Origin of the sequence: Bacillus australimaris, assembly GCF_001307105.1 — a bacterium.
In the GTDB taxonomy this organism is placed as follows: Bacteria; Bacillota; Bacilli; order Bacillales; family Bacillaceae; genus Bacillus; species Bacillus australimaris.
The window spans coordinates 25,580-38,739 of the sequence record NZ_LGYN01000007.1 but is presented as its reverse complement, the minus strand read 5'-3'; the positions used below and the strand labels follow the sequence as shown (position 1 = coordinate 38,739).

Below are 13,160 nucleotides of genomic sequence, written 5' to 3'. Positions count from 1 at the left end.
CTGTGAGAGTAGGACGCCGCCAAGCTTGTCATTTTTATATCATCGCGGGGTGGAGCAGTTCGGTAGCTCGTCGGGCTCATAACCCGAAGGTCGCAGGTTCAAATCCTGCCCCCGCAACCAAATTATTTTATGTACCAATGGGGAATGCTCATTGAGTGCAACCAAAATGGTCCGGTAGTTCAGTTGGTTAGAATGCCTGCCTGTCACGCAGGAGGTCGCGGGTTCGAGTCCCGTCCGGACCGCCATTTTTATGACTTGTAAACGAAAACGTATAGTTTCGTTTTTTTTTATGTCTTTTTCTTTTCGCAAACACTCAAGATGCCAATGAAATGATTTGTATTTGGCTACACTATATGAAAGAAAAGATTGATTACTTCAACTCAGCCTGGTTTTTTTACACCAGGCTTTCTTTATATCATTTTTAGTTGGAACTGAGACGTATATTCGCTACACTAATACTAGCTGTGTTTGACATCATGTTTACTTAATTTATTGATTGCATGAAGGGGCTGTCTTTTTATGGATGAATTTGATCTTATTCACCGAATCACACCAAAAGAAACACATCATCGCTCTTTGATCATGGGCATCGGTGATGATGCAAGTGTTTATCAACCTCATTCACATTGTGAAGAGGTCGTTTGTGTTGATACAATGGTGGAGCATGTTCATTTTCGTTTTGACTTTTCTACACCTTTTGAAGTGGGCTTTAAGGCACTGGCGGTCAATGTCAGTGATATCGCTGCAATGGGAGGAACCCCAAAGTATTATCTTGTATCGCTTGCGATCCCGCCTCATGGTGATGAGACCATCGTTACAGCTCTTTACGAAGGAATGAAAGCGTTGGCTGACACTTATCATATGGATTTGATTGGTGGAGATACAGTAGCTACCCGCAGTGACTTTGTCATTACGGTGACGGTCATTGGTGAGGTTCCAAAGGGAGCAGCTTGTTATCGTCACAGTGCTCAGACTGGAGACGTTGTCTTTGTCACAGGTGAACTCGGTTCATCAGCTGCTGGGTTATCACTCTTAATGAACGAAGAAGTCCCTTCTCAGACGGTCGACGCTACTTTTTTTCTTAAGCGTCACAAAATGCCTCTGCCCCATATTGCTGCTGGTCTCATTTGTTCCAGCTTCCCGCGGGTGACCTTGAATGATGTGAGTGATGGAATAGCGAGTGAGCTGAATGAGATTGCTGAAGCGAGCTGTGTGACGATAGAGATTGAGGCTGATAAGCTCCCAATCCATCCAGATTTACCGATGCTGCGCAAAGACTGGCTAGAATGGGTGTTGTTTGGGGGAGAGGACTTTGTTTTAACTGGTACGATTCCAGAATCTGATTGGGAAAGTTTTGAATCGCAATGTAAAAACGAAGACATTCAGATCACGCGTATAGGACAAGTCAAAAATGATCAAGCAGCTAGTGTTATGTTAACAGACAATGATCAACAAACAGTGTTAATGAAAAAAGGATATAATCATTTTAAGAAGTGAGGTGACATCAACAGTGAAATTAACATGGACGACTAAAGGTGCGGATGAGACGAAACGAATTGCTGCTGCTTTGGCCAAACTTGTGATGCCAGGCGATGTATTGACATTAGAAGGAGATTTAGGCGCAGGCAAAACAACTTTTTCAAAAGGCTTTGCGGAAGGCTTAGGAATTACCCGTATCGTCAACAGCCCTACTTTTACAATTATTAAAGAATATACTGATGGCAGACTGCCACTTTATCATATGGACGTGTACCGTATGGAAGATGCAGAAGAAGATATCGGACTCGAAGAATATTTTGAGGGTGAAGGTGTATGCTTGGTTGAATGGGCGCATCTGATTGAACCCCAATTGCCTTCTTCCTATTTAAAAATTGAAATGCTGAGAACAGAACGTGAAGAAGAACGTCATCTCACGTTTGATGCAAAAGGGGAGCGTTATGAGACCCTTTGTAAGGAGATGAAAGAATTTGACCATACTGGCTATTGATACATCAAACCATACACTAGGAATTGCTCTTGTAAGAGATTTTACTGTAATTGGCGAGAGCATCACGTATTTAAAAAAGAACCATTCCGTCCGAGCGATGCCGACTGTTGAAGCATTGATGAAAGAATGTGGTGTAACACCAAGCGAACTAAGCAAAATCGTTGTGGCAAAAGGTCCTGGCTCCTACACAGGAGTCAGAATCGGTGTGACCATAGCAAAAACACTTGCGTGGACGCTGTCTATCCCGATATCGGCTGTTTCAAGTTTAGAAACACTTGCGGCAAATGGCCAATATTTTGATGGCTGGATCTCACCGTTATTTGATGCGAGAAGAGGACAAGTCTATACCGGATTATATACATTTGAAGAAGGTCAGATCAAAGAGGTCAAACCAGACCAAAATATCTTGCTGACGGATTGGCTTCATGAGCTGAAGCAGACAGGAAAGCCTGTCCTCTTTCTTGGACAGGATGTGCATCTTCATGAAGAGAGCATTCGCTCCATTTTAGGAGATAAGGCTGTGCTGGCAGAGGCGACATTTCATAACCCAAGACCTTCAGTGCTTGCATTTTTGGGCGCAGATCGTCCTGCCGAAGATGTCCATCAGCTTGTTCCCAACTATATTCGTTTGGCAGAAGCGGAAGTGAAATGGCTTGAAGGACAAAAATAATCTTCACACAGTAGACATTCGACAAATGACGGTAGCCGATATTCCAGAGGTGTATACGATTGAAGTGCATTCGTTTACAGCACCATGGAAAAAGGAATCGTTTGTGTATGAGATTCTCCATAACCAATACAGCCATTATTTCCTTATTGAAGAGGATAATCAGCCTGTTGGATATTGCGGAGTCTGGATTGTCATGGACGATGCACAAATTACGAACATTGCGATTCTCCCTGAGCATAGAGGAAAAGGCTACGGAGAAGCATTGCTTCGATATGTCATGGAATTTTGCAAAGAAAAAAAGACAGATCATCTTTCTTTAGAGGTGCGGGTTTCGAATACACCAGCACAATCCCTCTACGAAAAGCTCGGTTTCAGACCAGCTTCTATTCGAAAGAATTATTATACGGATAATGGAGAAGATGCATTAGTCATGTGGGTGAATATAAATGAGTGAACAAACAGATCGATTCATATTAGGGATAGAAACGAGCTGCGATGAAACCGCTGCGTCCATTGTGAAAAATGGAAAGGAAATTGTGGCGAATGTAGTGGCTTCACAAATCGACAGTCATAAACGATTTGGCGGTGTTGTGCCCGAAATTGCTTCAAGGCATCACGTGGAGCAAGTCACCATCGTATTAGAAGAAGTGATGACTCAGGCGGGTATGAGCTTTAAGGATTTAGATGCGATTGCTGTTACAGAGGGACCCGGTTTAGTCGGTGCTCTGTTGATTGGTGTCAATGCAGCAAAGGCACTGAGCTTTGCCCATCAAATTCCGCTTGTTGGTGTTCATCATATTGCTGGACATATTTATGCAAATCAGCTTGTGGATGAATTGCAATTTCCATGTTTAGCTCTTGTGGTCTCTGGTGGACATACTGAGCTTGTTCTGATGAAGGAGCATGGGTCGTTTGAGGTGATCGGAGAAACTTTAGATGATGCGGCTGGAGAAGCGTACGATAAAGTGGCACGTACGATGGGTCTCCCATACCCAGGCGGACCTCACATTGACCGGTTAGCACATGAAGGGGAGCCGACGATTAAGCTTCCTCGTGCATGGCTTGAAGAAGGTTCTTATCACTTTAGCTTCAGTGGATTAAAATCAGCGGTGATTAACACCTTACACAATGCCTCTCAAAAGGGAGAAACGATTGCCCCAGAGAATTTGGCAGCAAGTTTTCAAGAAAGCGTCATTGAGGTGCTCGTTGGGAAAACATTGAAGGCGGCTGAAGCCTATGGTGTGAAGCAGGTTGTTCTAGCTGGAGGAGTCGCTGCCAACAAAGGGCTGAGAGAAGCTTTAACATCAGCATTCACGAAGCTGCAAGACGTGAAAGTCATTATTCCGCCATTATCGCTTTGCACAGACAATGCAGCCATGATAGCGGCTGCTGGAACCATTGCGTTTGAAAAAGGAATAAGAGGCGATATGGCGATGAATGGCCAGCCAGGATTACCGTTAGTTTCATATGAATGAAAACTCCTGTGGGTAACAGGGGTTTTTTCTTTTTAATGAAAGCGATTTATTCACATGTAAACGTTATATATCCACAATTGTTAGAAAATTTCGTTTTAAAATGAAGACAATGTGTATAAATACGATCTTTTATGTGGATATGTGATTAAAATGCTGTGGATAACGTGGATAAGTCTAAAGTATTTAAGAATACTCAAGAATTTATTGTGGGTATCATTGTGGATAATAATTTTTCACTAAAAGAAAAAGAGTCCCCTTTTAGGGCACTCTTTAAGATTCTGATAGCTCTTCCCACTCAGCAAACAGTGATTCTAGCTCTTGATTGAGCGTATCATTTTCTGTTTGAATGGCTTGGACCTTCTCGTGATCTTGGAATATATCAGGGTCGCATAGAAGCTCTTCGTTTTCACTGAGCTTGTTTTCAATGATAGCGATTCGCTCTTCAATTTCCTCGATTCTACGCTGCTTTTGTCTTTCTTTCTTTTTCAGTTCTTTTTCTTCCGCATAAGAAAGCTTTGCTGTTTCTACTGGCTTTGCTGCTTGTTTTTTAAGTGGTTCATTTTCTTGAAGCGCCTCGAGCTCTAATTGTTCATTTTTCTTTTCAAGGTAGTAGTCATAGTCGCCGAGATATTCTTTTGTTTCTGCATGCGACAGTTCGAAAACTTTCGTTGCGAGACGGTTGATAAAATAACGATCATGCGAAACAAATAAGATGGTTCCTGGATAATCAATCAGGGCATTCTCTAAAATTTCTTTACTGTCTAAGTCTAGATGGTTTGTAGGCTCATCGAGAATAAGGAAATTGGCTTTTTGGAGCATTAGCTTTGCCAGTGCAAGACGCGCTTTTTCTCCACCGCTTAATGCATGGACGGGCTTTAAAACATCATCACTGGAAAAGAGGAAGTTGCCTAAACATGTCCGAATTTCCTTTTCATTCATATGAGGATAATCATCCCACAGCTCATTCAGTACTTTTTTGGAGGATGTCAGTTTGGCTTGTTCTTGGTCATAGTAGCCGATTGTGACATGAGATCCAAAGGTGATATCGCCTTTTACGGGCTTCAATGTATCCGTTAATGTTTTTAAAAGAGTTGATTTCCCGATCCCGTTAGGACCAATGAGTGCCACGCTGTCCTCTCGTTTGATATGAAAAGAGAGAGAGGATAGGAGCGGTGTTTTTTCATCATAACTAATATCGAGATCATGCACCTTCAGCACATCATTACCACTTTGTCTCGTAATATCAAAATGAAAGTTTGCGGATTTTTCGTCACCTAATGGTTTATCTAAACGATCCATCCGTTCCAGCTGCTTGCGTCTGCTTTGAGCGCGCTTTGTGGTTGAGGCTCTTGCCAGGTTACGATCCACGAAATCCTGGAGCTTTGAGATTTCTTCTTGCTGCTTTTCATAGAGCTTCATATCACGTTCTAGCTGCTCTGCTTTCAGCTCAAGATACTTACTATAGTTTCCTGCAAACTTTTTCATTGCAGTTCTTGAGACTTCATAGACGTGGTTGACGACTTTGTCTAAGAAATAGCGGTCATGGGACACAATGAGAATAGCACCTGTATAATTTTGCAAATACTGCTCCAGCCATGATAAGGTATCAATATCTAAATGGTTGGTCGGCTCATCCAGGATTAAGAGTTCTGGTTTCATTAACAAGAGCTTTCCAAGTGCTAGACGGGTTTTCTGGCCGCCGCTTAAGGATTGGACGGTTGTCTCATCTTCAAAATGACTAAAACCGAGCCCATGCAGAATGGAGCGGACATCTGCTTCATATTGATAGCCGCCTTGATCTTTAAAGTCCTGCTGCAGCCTGTCATAGGTTTTCATAAGAGAATCTAGCTCAGCGCCTGTGGAGGAAGCCATTTTCTCCTCAATGGTTCTCATCTCTTGTTCCATCCTTTTTAAATGATCAAAAACCGATAATAATTCGTCTTTTAATGTACGTGTAGACGTCACATCGGTATGCTGTGCTAAATAGCCGATCGATAGGTCTTTCGGTTTGATGATCTCACCCTGCTCGTAAGACATTTGACCGGCAATGATTTTCAAAAGAGTGGATTTGCCTGCGCCGTTACGACCTACAATGGCAATCCGGTCCCTTGTTTTGACTTCCAATTTTATATTCGTTAAAACGGTATCAGCGCCAAACGATTTGGACAGCTGATTCACTTGTAGAATCATCATGTAACTTCACCTCTGCTATAATATGTTAAGTGTAGCTTATCAGCAGTAAACCGGCAAATGATACATACAATCGCCATATTCAAATGAAAGACAGATAGGAAAAAATAGTGTATCATTTGAGTGAGGGAGCGTTGAAAGATGAGTCAATTTAGCCACTTTAACGAACAAGGAAGAGCAAAGATGGTCGACATTAGTGACAAATCGTCTACAGTGAGAACAGCCGTTGCTGCTTCAAGTGTTCGTATGATAAAAGAAGTGTTTCATAAAATACAAAAGCGTGAAATTGGAAAAGGGGATGTGCTGTCTGTTGCACAGGTTGCTGGCATCATGGCTGCAAAGCAAACATCTACCATCATTCCAATGTGTCATCCGCTTGCACTAAAAGGTGTGGATATCTCCTTTGATTGGAAGGAAGATGGAAATACGTACATCCTGAACATACAAGTACAGGTAAAAACAAAAGGAAGTACGGGTGTGGAGATGGAAGCGCTCACTTCTGCTTCAGTATGTGCACTGACTGTTTACGACATGTGCAAAGCGATTGATAAAGGCATGATCATCGGTCCTACCTATCTCGTTGAAAAGACAGGCGGGAAAAACGGTGATTTTCACAGAGCATCTGATATTTAAGTTGGAGGACCTTATATGAATATAGATCAGTCAAAAATTCCACAAGCGACAGCCAAACGTTTGCCGCTTTACTACCGTTTTTTAAAAAATCTGCATGCATCAGGAAAACAAAGGGTGTCATCGGCAGAGCTTAGTGATGCAGTCAAAGTGGATTCTGCTACCATTCGCCGAGATTTTTCGTACTTTGGTGCACTTGGGAAGAAAGGGTATGGCTATAATGTCGATTATCTCTTGACCTTCTTCAGAAAGACCCTTGACCAAGATGAAATGACCAATGTCATGCTCATCGGTGTCGGGAATTTAGGGACTGCTTTTTTACACTATAATTTCATCAAAAATAATAATACAAAAATTTCAATGGCTTTTGACGTCAATGAGAGTAAAATAGGAAGTGAGATAGGCGGCGTGCCTGTCTATGATTTGGATAAGCTTGAAGAGCATGTTCAAGAGGTAGGGGATATACCTGTTGCGATTTTGACAGTACCTGCCGTAGCAGCTCAATCCATTACAGATCGTTTGATTGCCCTTGGCATCAAAGGAATCCTTAACTTTACGCCGGCTCGATTGAATGTGCCGGAACACATTCGAATTCATCATATAGATTTGGCGGTTGAACTTCAGTCTCTTGTGTATTTCTTAAAGCATTACTCTGTTACGCAGGAGGACTGACGAAAAGGGGTAAAGGGGGTGGAGCAAATGGGTCCGATCGGTCCTGGAAGTTTGGTTCTGATTGCGATTGTTGCGCTCATTATTTTTGGGCCGAAAAAGCTTCCTGAATTAGGAAGAGCAGCAGGAGATACATTACGTGAATTCAAAAATGCCACAAAAGGTTTAGCTGATGATCAGGAAGAAAAAAAGAAAAAAGAAGATCAGTAGAATAGGATGAGCTTCATGAATGTCAAAGATATGCCGCTTATGGAGCATATTGTGGAACTGCGAAGACGTTTAGTGATCATTGCGATGTTTTTTGTCGCCTTTATGGTGGCAGGTTTTTTTCTCGCTAAGCCGGTCATTGTGTATTTGCAAAATACCGATGAAGCGGCCACACTGACACTGAATGCGTTTAAGCTCACAGATCCACTGTACGTGTTTATGCAGTTCGCATTTGTCATTGCTTTGGTTTTGACGTGTCCCGTTATTTTATATCAGCTTTGGGCGTTTGTGAGTCCTGGCTTATATGAAAAAGAAAGAAAGGTGACACTTGCTTACATTCCGATTGCACTGCTTTTATTTTTGAGCGGTGTGGCTTTCTCTTATTTTATTTTGTTTCCGTTTGTCGTCGATTTTATGATGCGAATGTCGAATGATTTAAATGTAGAGCAAGTCATTGGGATTCATGAGTATTTTACATTTCTAATGCAGCTAACACTTCCATTTGGCTTTTTGTTTCAGATGCCTGTCGTGTTGATGTTTTTCACAAGACTCGGCATCATCACACCGATGTTTTTATCAAAAATACGGAAGTATGCCTATTTCGTCCTCCTTGTCATTGCCGCACTCATTACACCGCCAGAGCTTGTTTCTCACCTCATGGTCACCTTGCCGATGCTCGTTTTATACGAAGTGAGCATTGTCATTTCAAGAGTGACCTATCGCAAAATGCAGCAAACTGAGGAGAAAGAAAACCATTATGTCTCATAAAAAAGCATCATGATCCAAATAGGGATCACGATGCTTTTTCTATTGTGAAAGAAATTGATTGATCGCATGAAAGAGGTGCTCATAATAGGCAGGCTCATGCGGGACAAAATCTTGAATACGTACTTCTCTGCTTTCCTCACGTCGTTCTCCGTTTGCAGCCATTTCAAAGCCCTCGATTTGAATGCTTTCGCAAGTTCCTGTTAAAAGCTGCTGTGAATCAAGCCACTTTGCTCTGTACAAACCAGCGACTTCTTCTTTCTGTAGATAAACTTCCATGTGCTCTGTTTGATCCATATAAAGATATATATGGCAGAACTCACGGTCGATGAATGAAGGCAGGTGAATTTCATCTTGTATGATTCCGGTATAGGTAAGATCCTTAAAAGGGATGGAAAGACCAAGCTCTTCTTCTATCTCTCTCAAACCATCAGAAGGCTGTTCATCTGCGAGAAGGTGGCCCGCCGCGGTAATATCAAACAGAGAAGGAAAATCCTTTTTTGCGGGGCTTCTTAGCTGAAAATAGAGATACACGGTTTCATGTTCCTTTTTGAGAAGCCAAAAATGAAATGTTTCATGCCAAAGACCTTGGGCATGGATCTCTGAACGAGCGGCAACTCCAATCGTTTTATGCTGATCGTTTAAGATGCGCAGTTTTTCTTCTTCCATGAAGATACGACCTCCATAAAAAAACCATTTTCCAAACGTGGAAAATGGTTTTTGATTTATTTTTGCTGCTGTTTTTTGAGTTTGACAGAGAAGGCAAACATTTTAAGTGCGATATTGATATTATAGGCCGCAAACACCATCAGCAAAATGCTGTAAAATGACCACATGTCACCTGGGTTTTGAATGGCCATATAGGTGAAAGCGACACCTACGGCAAAATAAATGATGCCCCATACGACTGGGTTTCTCATGAGAAAAAGCCTCCAATAATCATTTGCATTGTTTGAGATTGTTCTTCAATCATTTTTCTTACGGGCTCAATCTGCACAAGAATGACAAGCGAGTTCATCAGCATATGAGCGCCGATTGGAACAATGATTCGTTTTGTTTTCGCATATAAAAAGGCAAAGGTAAAGCCCATTGCGGTATAGAGCAAGATATGGGGAAAATCATTGTGTACAGCAGCGAAAACCACTGAACTGACAAGTGCCCCAATGAAGAAATTCGTTTTTTCATAAATCACACCAAAAATGATTTTTCGGAAAATGATTTCCTCTAAGATAGGTCCAATCAGGGCGATGACGATCACAAGCCATGGAACGGCATCCATAATAGATAAAATGTTTTGGGTATTTTCGGATTCTCGGCCAATGCCAAATGCATATTGTTCAATCGCCCCCGCAATTGATTGTGAAAAGAGGGAAAGAAAGAAACCGCCAATGATCCAAGCGATTGCCAAGCCGACTGAAGCCGGTGCTTCATTTCGAAGTGAAGCTTTTGGCACAGTCCGAAGGATGAGCAGGATAATGATTAGTCCAATACAGAAGCTGATGATTGTCCATGTTCCTGACAATTTAGAGAGCTCTGCTTGTGTCATCGGTGTCTGAATGTAACCTAACCACTTCATGATGAACACATACGGAAAAGCAGAAAACTGCACCAATATATACGTTAAGATGATGTACCAATATTGTTTTTTCAAGTAACGAAAACCCCTTTACTAAAAGAACTAGATTTATTGTAACACAAGTCTTCTTTTTCGATGAAAAGGAAAGAATCTGAGATCAAAAAAGATCGTGAAAGCGTAAAAAAATTTTAAAGGTTTTTACTTGAAATTGCAGAAGACATTCTTTATTATAATAAATGTGTTAGCACTCTCTGTTGATGAGTGCTAAAAAAGACTACATATAAAAATTGAGGAGGTTGTTTCTTATGTTAAAGCCATTAGGCGATCGCGTAATCATTGAACTCGTTGAATCTGAGGAAAAAACCGCTAGCGGTATTGTTTTACCGGATTCTGCAAAAGAAAAACCGCAAGAAGGTAAAATTGTTGCAGCAGGTTCAGGCCGTGTACTTGAAAGTGGTGAGCGCGTTGCGTTAGAAGTAAGCACAGGCGACCGCATTATCTTCTCAAAATATGCAGGTACTGAAGTGAAATATGAAGGAAAAGAATATTTAATCCTTCGTGAGAGCGACATTTTAGCTGTTATTGGTTAATCACATAAAAAAGCATTGAGATAAATTTTTAAAAAGACTGAGGAGGTTTCGTTATTATGGCAAAAGATATTAAGTTCAGTGAAGAAGCACGTCGTGCGATGTTACGTGGTGTAGATGCACTTGCAGATGCTGTAAAAGTAACTTTAGGACCTAAAGGACGTAACGTGGTTCTTGAGAAAAAATTCGGTTCTCCACTTATCACAAATGATGGTGTAACGATTGCAAAAGAAATCGAATTAGAAGATGCATTTGAAAACATGGGCGCAAAACTTGTGGCAGAAGTTGCAAGCAAAACAAACGATGTAGCTGGTGACGGTACTACTACTGCAACGGTTCTAGCTCAAGCGATGATCCGTGAAGGTCTGAAAAACGTAACAGCTGGTGCAAACCCTGTTGGCGTTCGTAAAGGGATCGAAGAAGCAGTAAAAGTAGCACTTGAAGGCTTGCATGAGATTTCTAAACCAATCGAAGGTAAAGAATCAATTGCTCAAGTTGCGGCTATTTCTGCAGCAGACGAAGAAGTCGGTAGCCTAATCGCTGAAGCGATGGAGCGTGTAGGTAACGACGGTGTCATCACAATTGAAGAATCTAAAGGGTTTACAACTGAGCTAGAAGTGGTTGAAGGGATGCAATTTGACCGCGGATACGCTTCACCATACATGGTAACGGATTCTGATAAGATGGAAGCGGTTCTTGAAAATCCTTACATCTTAATCACTGATAAAAAGATCACAAACATTCAAGAAATCCTTCCTGTACTTGAGCAAGTGGTACAACAAGGAAAACCATTATTGCTTATTGCTGAAGATGTAGAAGGCGAAGCACTTGCAACTCTTGTTGTGAACAAACTTCGTGGTACATTCAACGCAGTGGCAGTAAAAGCACCTGGATTCGGTGATCGTCGTAAAGCAATGCTTGAAGACATCTCTGTTCTAACTGGCGGAGAATTAATCACAGAAGATCTAGGACTTGACCTGAAATCAACTGAAATCGGTCAGCTTGGTCGTGCGTCTAAAGTTGTTGTGACAAAAGAAAACACAACGATTGTTGAAGGTTCAGGAGATTCTGCTCAAATCGCAGCACGTGTGAACCAAATCCGTGCGCAAGTAGAAGAAACAACTTCTGAGTTCGATAAAGAAAAATTACAAGAACGTCTTGCAAAACTAGCTGGCGGCGTTGCTGTCATCAAAGTTGGTGCTGCAACTGAAACAGAACTAAAAGAGCGCAAGCTACGCATCGAGGATGCACTGAACTCAACTCGTGCAGCAGTTGAAGAAGGTATCGTATCCGGTGGTGGTACAGCACTTGTGAATGTATACAACAAAGTCGCTTCAATTGAAGCCGATGGTGACGTTCAAACAGGTGTGAACATCGTTCTACGTTCTCTTGAAGAGCCAATCCGTCAAATCGCTCACAACGCAGGTCTTGAAGGATCAGTCATCGTTGAGCGCTTGAAAAACGAAGAAATTGGCGTAGGCTTCAATGCAGCAACAAACGAATGGGTAAACATGATCGAAAAAGGAATCGTTGACCCAACAAAAGTCACTCGCTCTGCACTTCAAAACGCAGCTTCTGTTGCAGCAATGCTTCTAACAACTGAAGCAGTCGTTGCTGACAAACCAGAAGAAGGCGGCTCAGGCGGCGGAATGCCAGATATGGGCGGCATGGGTGGAATGGGCGGCATGATGTAAACAAGGTGTCAAAACCTTATGATATAATATAAACGTCTAAAATGATAATATGCTTTTGACAAAAAAGCTAACTATAGGAGAAGGTCTTTCAGCAGTTTGATAAACTGTTGGGAGGCCTTTTTTCCATTTGACCGTCATATGAGCATAGATATTCATTGTAGTAGTAATATCTGTAATTCAAGCCGCTGTTGTATTTAAAGCCAACTCCAACTTCAATCGCTATTATTTCGTACAAAGAATCAACGAAGTCTGAAGCTTGAAAAAAGGAGATCATTATTGATCTCCTTTTTGTTGTCAGTACTGTATTTACATTATTTATTGTTGTGTTTGTCCTTAAACGAAATATTAAAATTATATAATATAAATATATTAGATATAATTGACTATATAATTAGTTATTGTTAGAATAATAAGATATTTACAAATATTTATATTTCATTGGCTAGGAGTGGATATAATATGCCGGAAAATAAAAAACGTGATAAGTTTGAAGAACTTGCTGAAAAGAGGGTTACCGAAATAATAAAGAAAATACGATTAATTGGTAACCTAGCGAATCGAAACAATTATGACTATACCGATGAACATGTAAAGCAAATATTATCTAAGTTAGATGAAGAGTTACGTTTATTGAAAATTAAATTTAATGATGGAGAAAAAGAAAAAGCTACGGCATTTAAGTTTCGTTAATAATTAAAGAGGTGTATGAA

Annotated in this window: 16 protein-coding genes and 2 tRNA genes; 14 read left to right on the top strand and 4 right to left on the bottom strand. The window is 41.2% G+C overall.

Going from position 1 to position 13,160, the window contains the following annotated elements; genetic code table 11:
* Positions 1-43: 43 nt before the first annotated feature.
* The 7 genes from AKG37_RS06155 (at position 44) to tsaD (ending at position 4,132) form a co-directional block, all read left to right on the top strand.
* A tRNA-Met gene (locus tag AKG37_RS06155) sits at positions 44-120 on the top strand.
* Positions 121-168: 48 nt separating this feature from the next.
* Positions 169-245, top strand: a tRNA-Asp gene (locus AKG37_RS06150).
* Positions 246-519: 274 nt separating this feature from the next.
* On the top strand, positions 520-1,497 hold the full coding sequence (gene thiL, locus AKG37_RS06145; protein ID WP_060698007.1) for a thiamine-phosphate kinase: 978 nt from the start codon (positions 520-522) through the stop codon (positions 1,495-1,497).
* Positions 1,498-1,510: 13 nt separating this feature from the next.
* Positions 1,511-1,987, top strand: a complete 477-nt coding sequence (tsaE, locus tag AKG37_RS06140) for a tRNA (adenosine(37)-N6)-threonylcarbamoyltransferase complex ATPase subunit type 1 TsaE (RefSeq protein ID WP_060698006.1) — start codon at positions 1,511-1,513, stop codon at positions 1,985-1,987.
* Positions 1,968-2,657, top strand: a complete 690-nt coding sequence (gene tsaB / locus AKG37_RS06135; RefSeq protein WP_060698005.1) for a tRNA (adenosine(37)-N6)-threonylcarbamoyltransferase complex dimerization subunit type 1 TsaB — start codon at positions 1,968-1,970, stop codon at positions 2,655-2,657. Before tsaE ends, tsaB begins: the two co-directional genes overlap by 20 nt.
* Before the next feature lie 25 nt (positions 2,658-2,682).
* On the top strand, positions 2,683-3,111 hold the full coding sequence (gene rimI / locus AKG37_RS06130; protein ID WP_060698008.1) for a ribosomal protein S18-alanine N-acetyltransferase: 429 nt from the start codon (positions 2,683-2,685) through the stop codon (positions 3,109-3,111).
* Positions 3,104-4,132, top strand: a complete 1,029-nt coding sequence (tsaD, locus tag AKG37_RS06125) for a tRNA (adenosine(37)-N6)-threonylcarbamoyltransferase complex transferase subunit TsaD (protein WP_060698004.1) — start codon at positions 3,104-3,106, stop codon at positions 4,130-4,132. Before rimI ends, tsaD begins: the two co-directional genes overlap by 8 nt.
* A gap of 270 nt (positions 4,133-4,402) precedes the next feature.
* Here the strand turns inward: tsaD and AKG37_RS06120 are convergent, their stop codons facing one another.
* Entirely contained in the window at positions 4,403-6,325 is a 1,923-nt protein-coding gene (locus AKG37_RS06120) for an ABC transporter ATP-binding protein (protein ID WP_060698003.1), read from the bottom strand.
* 138 nt (positions 6,326-6,463) lie between these two features.
* Here AKG37_RS06120 and moaC point away from each other — a divergent pair, with 138 nt between their 5' ends.
* The 4 genes from moaC to tatC are packed head-to-tail and all read left to right on the top strand — an operon-like array spanning position 6,464 to position 8,596.
* Complete coding sequence (gene moaC, locus AKG37_RS06115; RefSeq protein ID WP_060698002.1) at positions 6,464-6,955, top strand: cyclic pyranopterin monophosphate synthase MoaC; 492 nt, start codon at positions 6,464-6,466, stop codon at positions 6,953-6,955.
* 15 nt (positions 6,956-6,970) lie between these two features.
* A complete protein-coding gene (locus tag AKG37_RS06110) occupies positions 6,971-7,624 on the top strand; it encodes a redox-sensing transcriptional repressor Rex (RefSeq protein WP_008355687.1) in 654 nt (217 codons plus the stop codon).
* A gap of 27 nt (positions 7,625-7,651) precedes the next feature.
* On the top strand, positions 7,652-7,831 hold the full coding sequence (locus tag AKG37_RS06105; RefSeq protein WP_003214302.1) for a twin-arginine translocase TatA/TatE family subunit: 180 nt from the start codon (positions 7,652-7,654) through the stop codon (positions 7,829-7,831).
* Between the two features lie 15 nt (positions 7,832-7,846).
* Positions 7,847-8,596 carry a twin-arginine translocase subunit TatC gene (tatC, locus tag AKG37_RS06100; RefSeq protein ID WP_060698001.1) on the top strand — a complete coding sequence of 250 codons (750 nt, stop codon included), beginning with the start codon at positions 7,847-7,849 and terminating at the stop codon, positions 8,594-8,596.
* Positions 8,597-8,635: 39 nt separating this feature from the next.
* Here the strand turns inward: tatC and AKG37_RS06095 are convergent, their stop codons facing one another.
* The 3 genes from AKG37_RS06095 to AKG37_RS06085 are packed head-to-tail and all read right to left on the bottom strand — an operon-like array spanning position 8,636 to position 10,244.
* A complete protein-coding gene (locus tag AKG37_RS06095) occupies positions 8,636-9,262 on the bottom strand; it encodes an NUDIX hydrolase (RefSeq protein WP_060698000.1) in 627 nt (208 codons plus the stop codon).
* A 56-nt stretch (positions 9,263-9,318) separates the two neighbouring features.
* Entirely contained in the window at positions 9,319-9,513 is a 195-nt protein-coding gene (locus AKG37_RS06090) for a YdiK family protein (RefSeq protein WP_003213897.1), read from the bottom strand.
* Entirely contained in the window at positions 9,510-10,244 is a 735-nt protein-coding gene (locus AKG37_RS06085; protein ID WP_060697999.1) for a CPBP family intramembrane glutamic endopeptidase, read from the bottom strand. The genes AKG37_RS06090 and AKG37_RS06085 overlap by 4 nt, the downstream gene beginning before the upstream one ends.
* A 230-nt stretch (positions 10,245-10,474) precedes the next feature.
* Between AKG37_RS06085 and groES the strand changes: the two genes are divergently transcribed.
* The 3 genes from groES to AKG37_RS06070 all read left to right on the top strand — a co-directional run bounded on the left by groES (position 10,475) and on the right by AKG37_RS06070 (position 13,140).
* Positions 10,475-10,759: a co-chaperone GroES gene (gene groES / locus AKG37_RS06080; RefSeq protein WP_024426730.1), complete on the top strand. Its 285-nt coding sequence runs from the start codon at positions 10,475-10,477 to the stop codon at positions 10,757-10,759.
* 56 nt (positions 10,760-10,815) lie between these two features.
* Positions 10,816-12,450, top strand: a complete 1,635-nt coding sequence (gene groL, locus AKG37_RS06075) for a chaperonin GroEL (protein WP_024424467.1) — start codon at positions 10,816-10,818, stop codon at positions 12,448-12,450.
* A 459-nt stretch (positions 12,451-12,909) separates the two neighbouring features.
* Entirely contained in the window at positions 12,910-13,140 is a 231-nt protein-coding gene (locus tag AKG37_RS06070) for a hypothetical protein (RefSeq protein WP_060697998.1), read from the top strand.
* The last annotated feature ends 20 nt before the right edge of the window (positions 13,141-13,160 follow it).

Coding starts and splice junctions, on each gene's coding strand:
- groES (WP_024426730.1), top strand. CDS start 10,475: ATGTTAAAGCCATTAGGCGATCGCGTAATCATTGAACTCGTTGAATCT.
- moaC (WP_060698002.1), top strand. CDS start 6,464: ATGAGTCAATTTAGCCACTTTAACGAACAAGGAAGAGCAAAGATGGTC.
- tatC (WP_060698001.1), top strand. CDS start 7,847: ATGAATGTCAAAGATATGCCGCTTATGGAGCATATTGTGGAACTGCGA.
- groL (WP_024424467.1), top strand. CDS start 10,816: ATGGCAAAAGATATTAAGTTCAGTGAAGAAGCACGTCGTGCGATGTTA.
- AKG37_RS06070 (WP_060697998.1), top strand. CDS start 12,910: ATGCCGGAAAATAAAAAACGTGATAAGTTTGAAGAACTTGCTGAAAAG.
- AKG37_RS06110 (WP_008355687.1), top strand. CDS start 6,971: ATGAATATAGATCAGTCAAAAATTCCACAAGCGACAGCCAAACGTTTG.
- tsaD (WP_060698004.1), top strand. CDS start 3,104: ATGAGTGAACAAACAGATCGATTCATATTAGGGATAGAAACGAGCTGC.
- AKG37_RS06095 (WP_060698000.1), bottom strand. CDS start 9,262: ATGGAAGAAGAAAAACTGCGCATCTTAAACGATCAGCATAAAACGATT.
- AKG37_RS06105 (WP_003214302.1), top strand. CDS start 7,652: ATGGGTCCGATCGGTCCTGGAAGTTTGGTTCTGATTGCGATTGTTGCG.
- thiL (WP_060698007.1), top strand. CDS start 520: ATGGATGAATTTGATCTTATTCACCGAATCACACCAAAAGAAACACAT.
- AKG37_RS06120 (WP_060698003.1), bottom strand. CDS start 6,325: ATGATGATTCTACAAGTGAATCAGCTGTCCAAATCGTTTGGCGCTGAT.
- rimI (WP_060698008.1), top strand. CDS start 2,683: ATGACGGTAGCCGATATTCCAGAGGTGTATACGATTGAAGTGCATTCG.
- AKG37_RS06090 (WP_003213897.1), bottom strand. CDS start 9,513: ATGAGAAACCCAGTCGTATGGGGCATCATTTATTTTGCCGTAGGTGTC.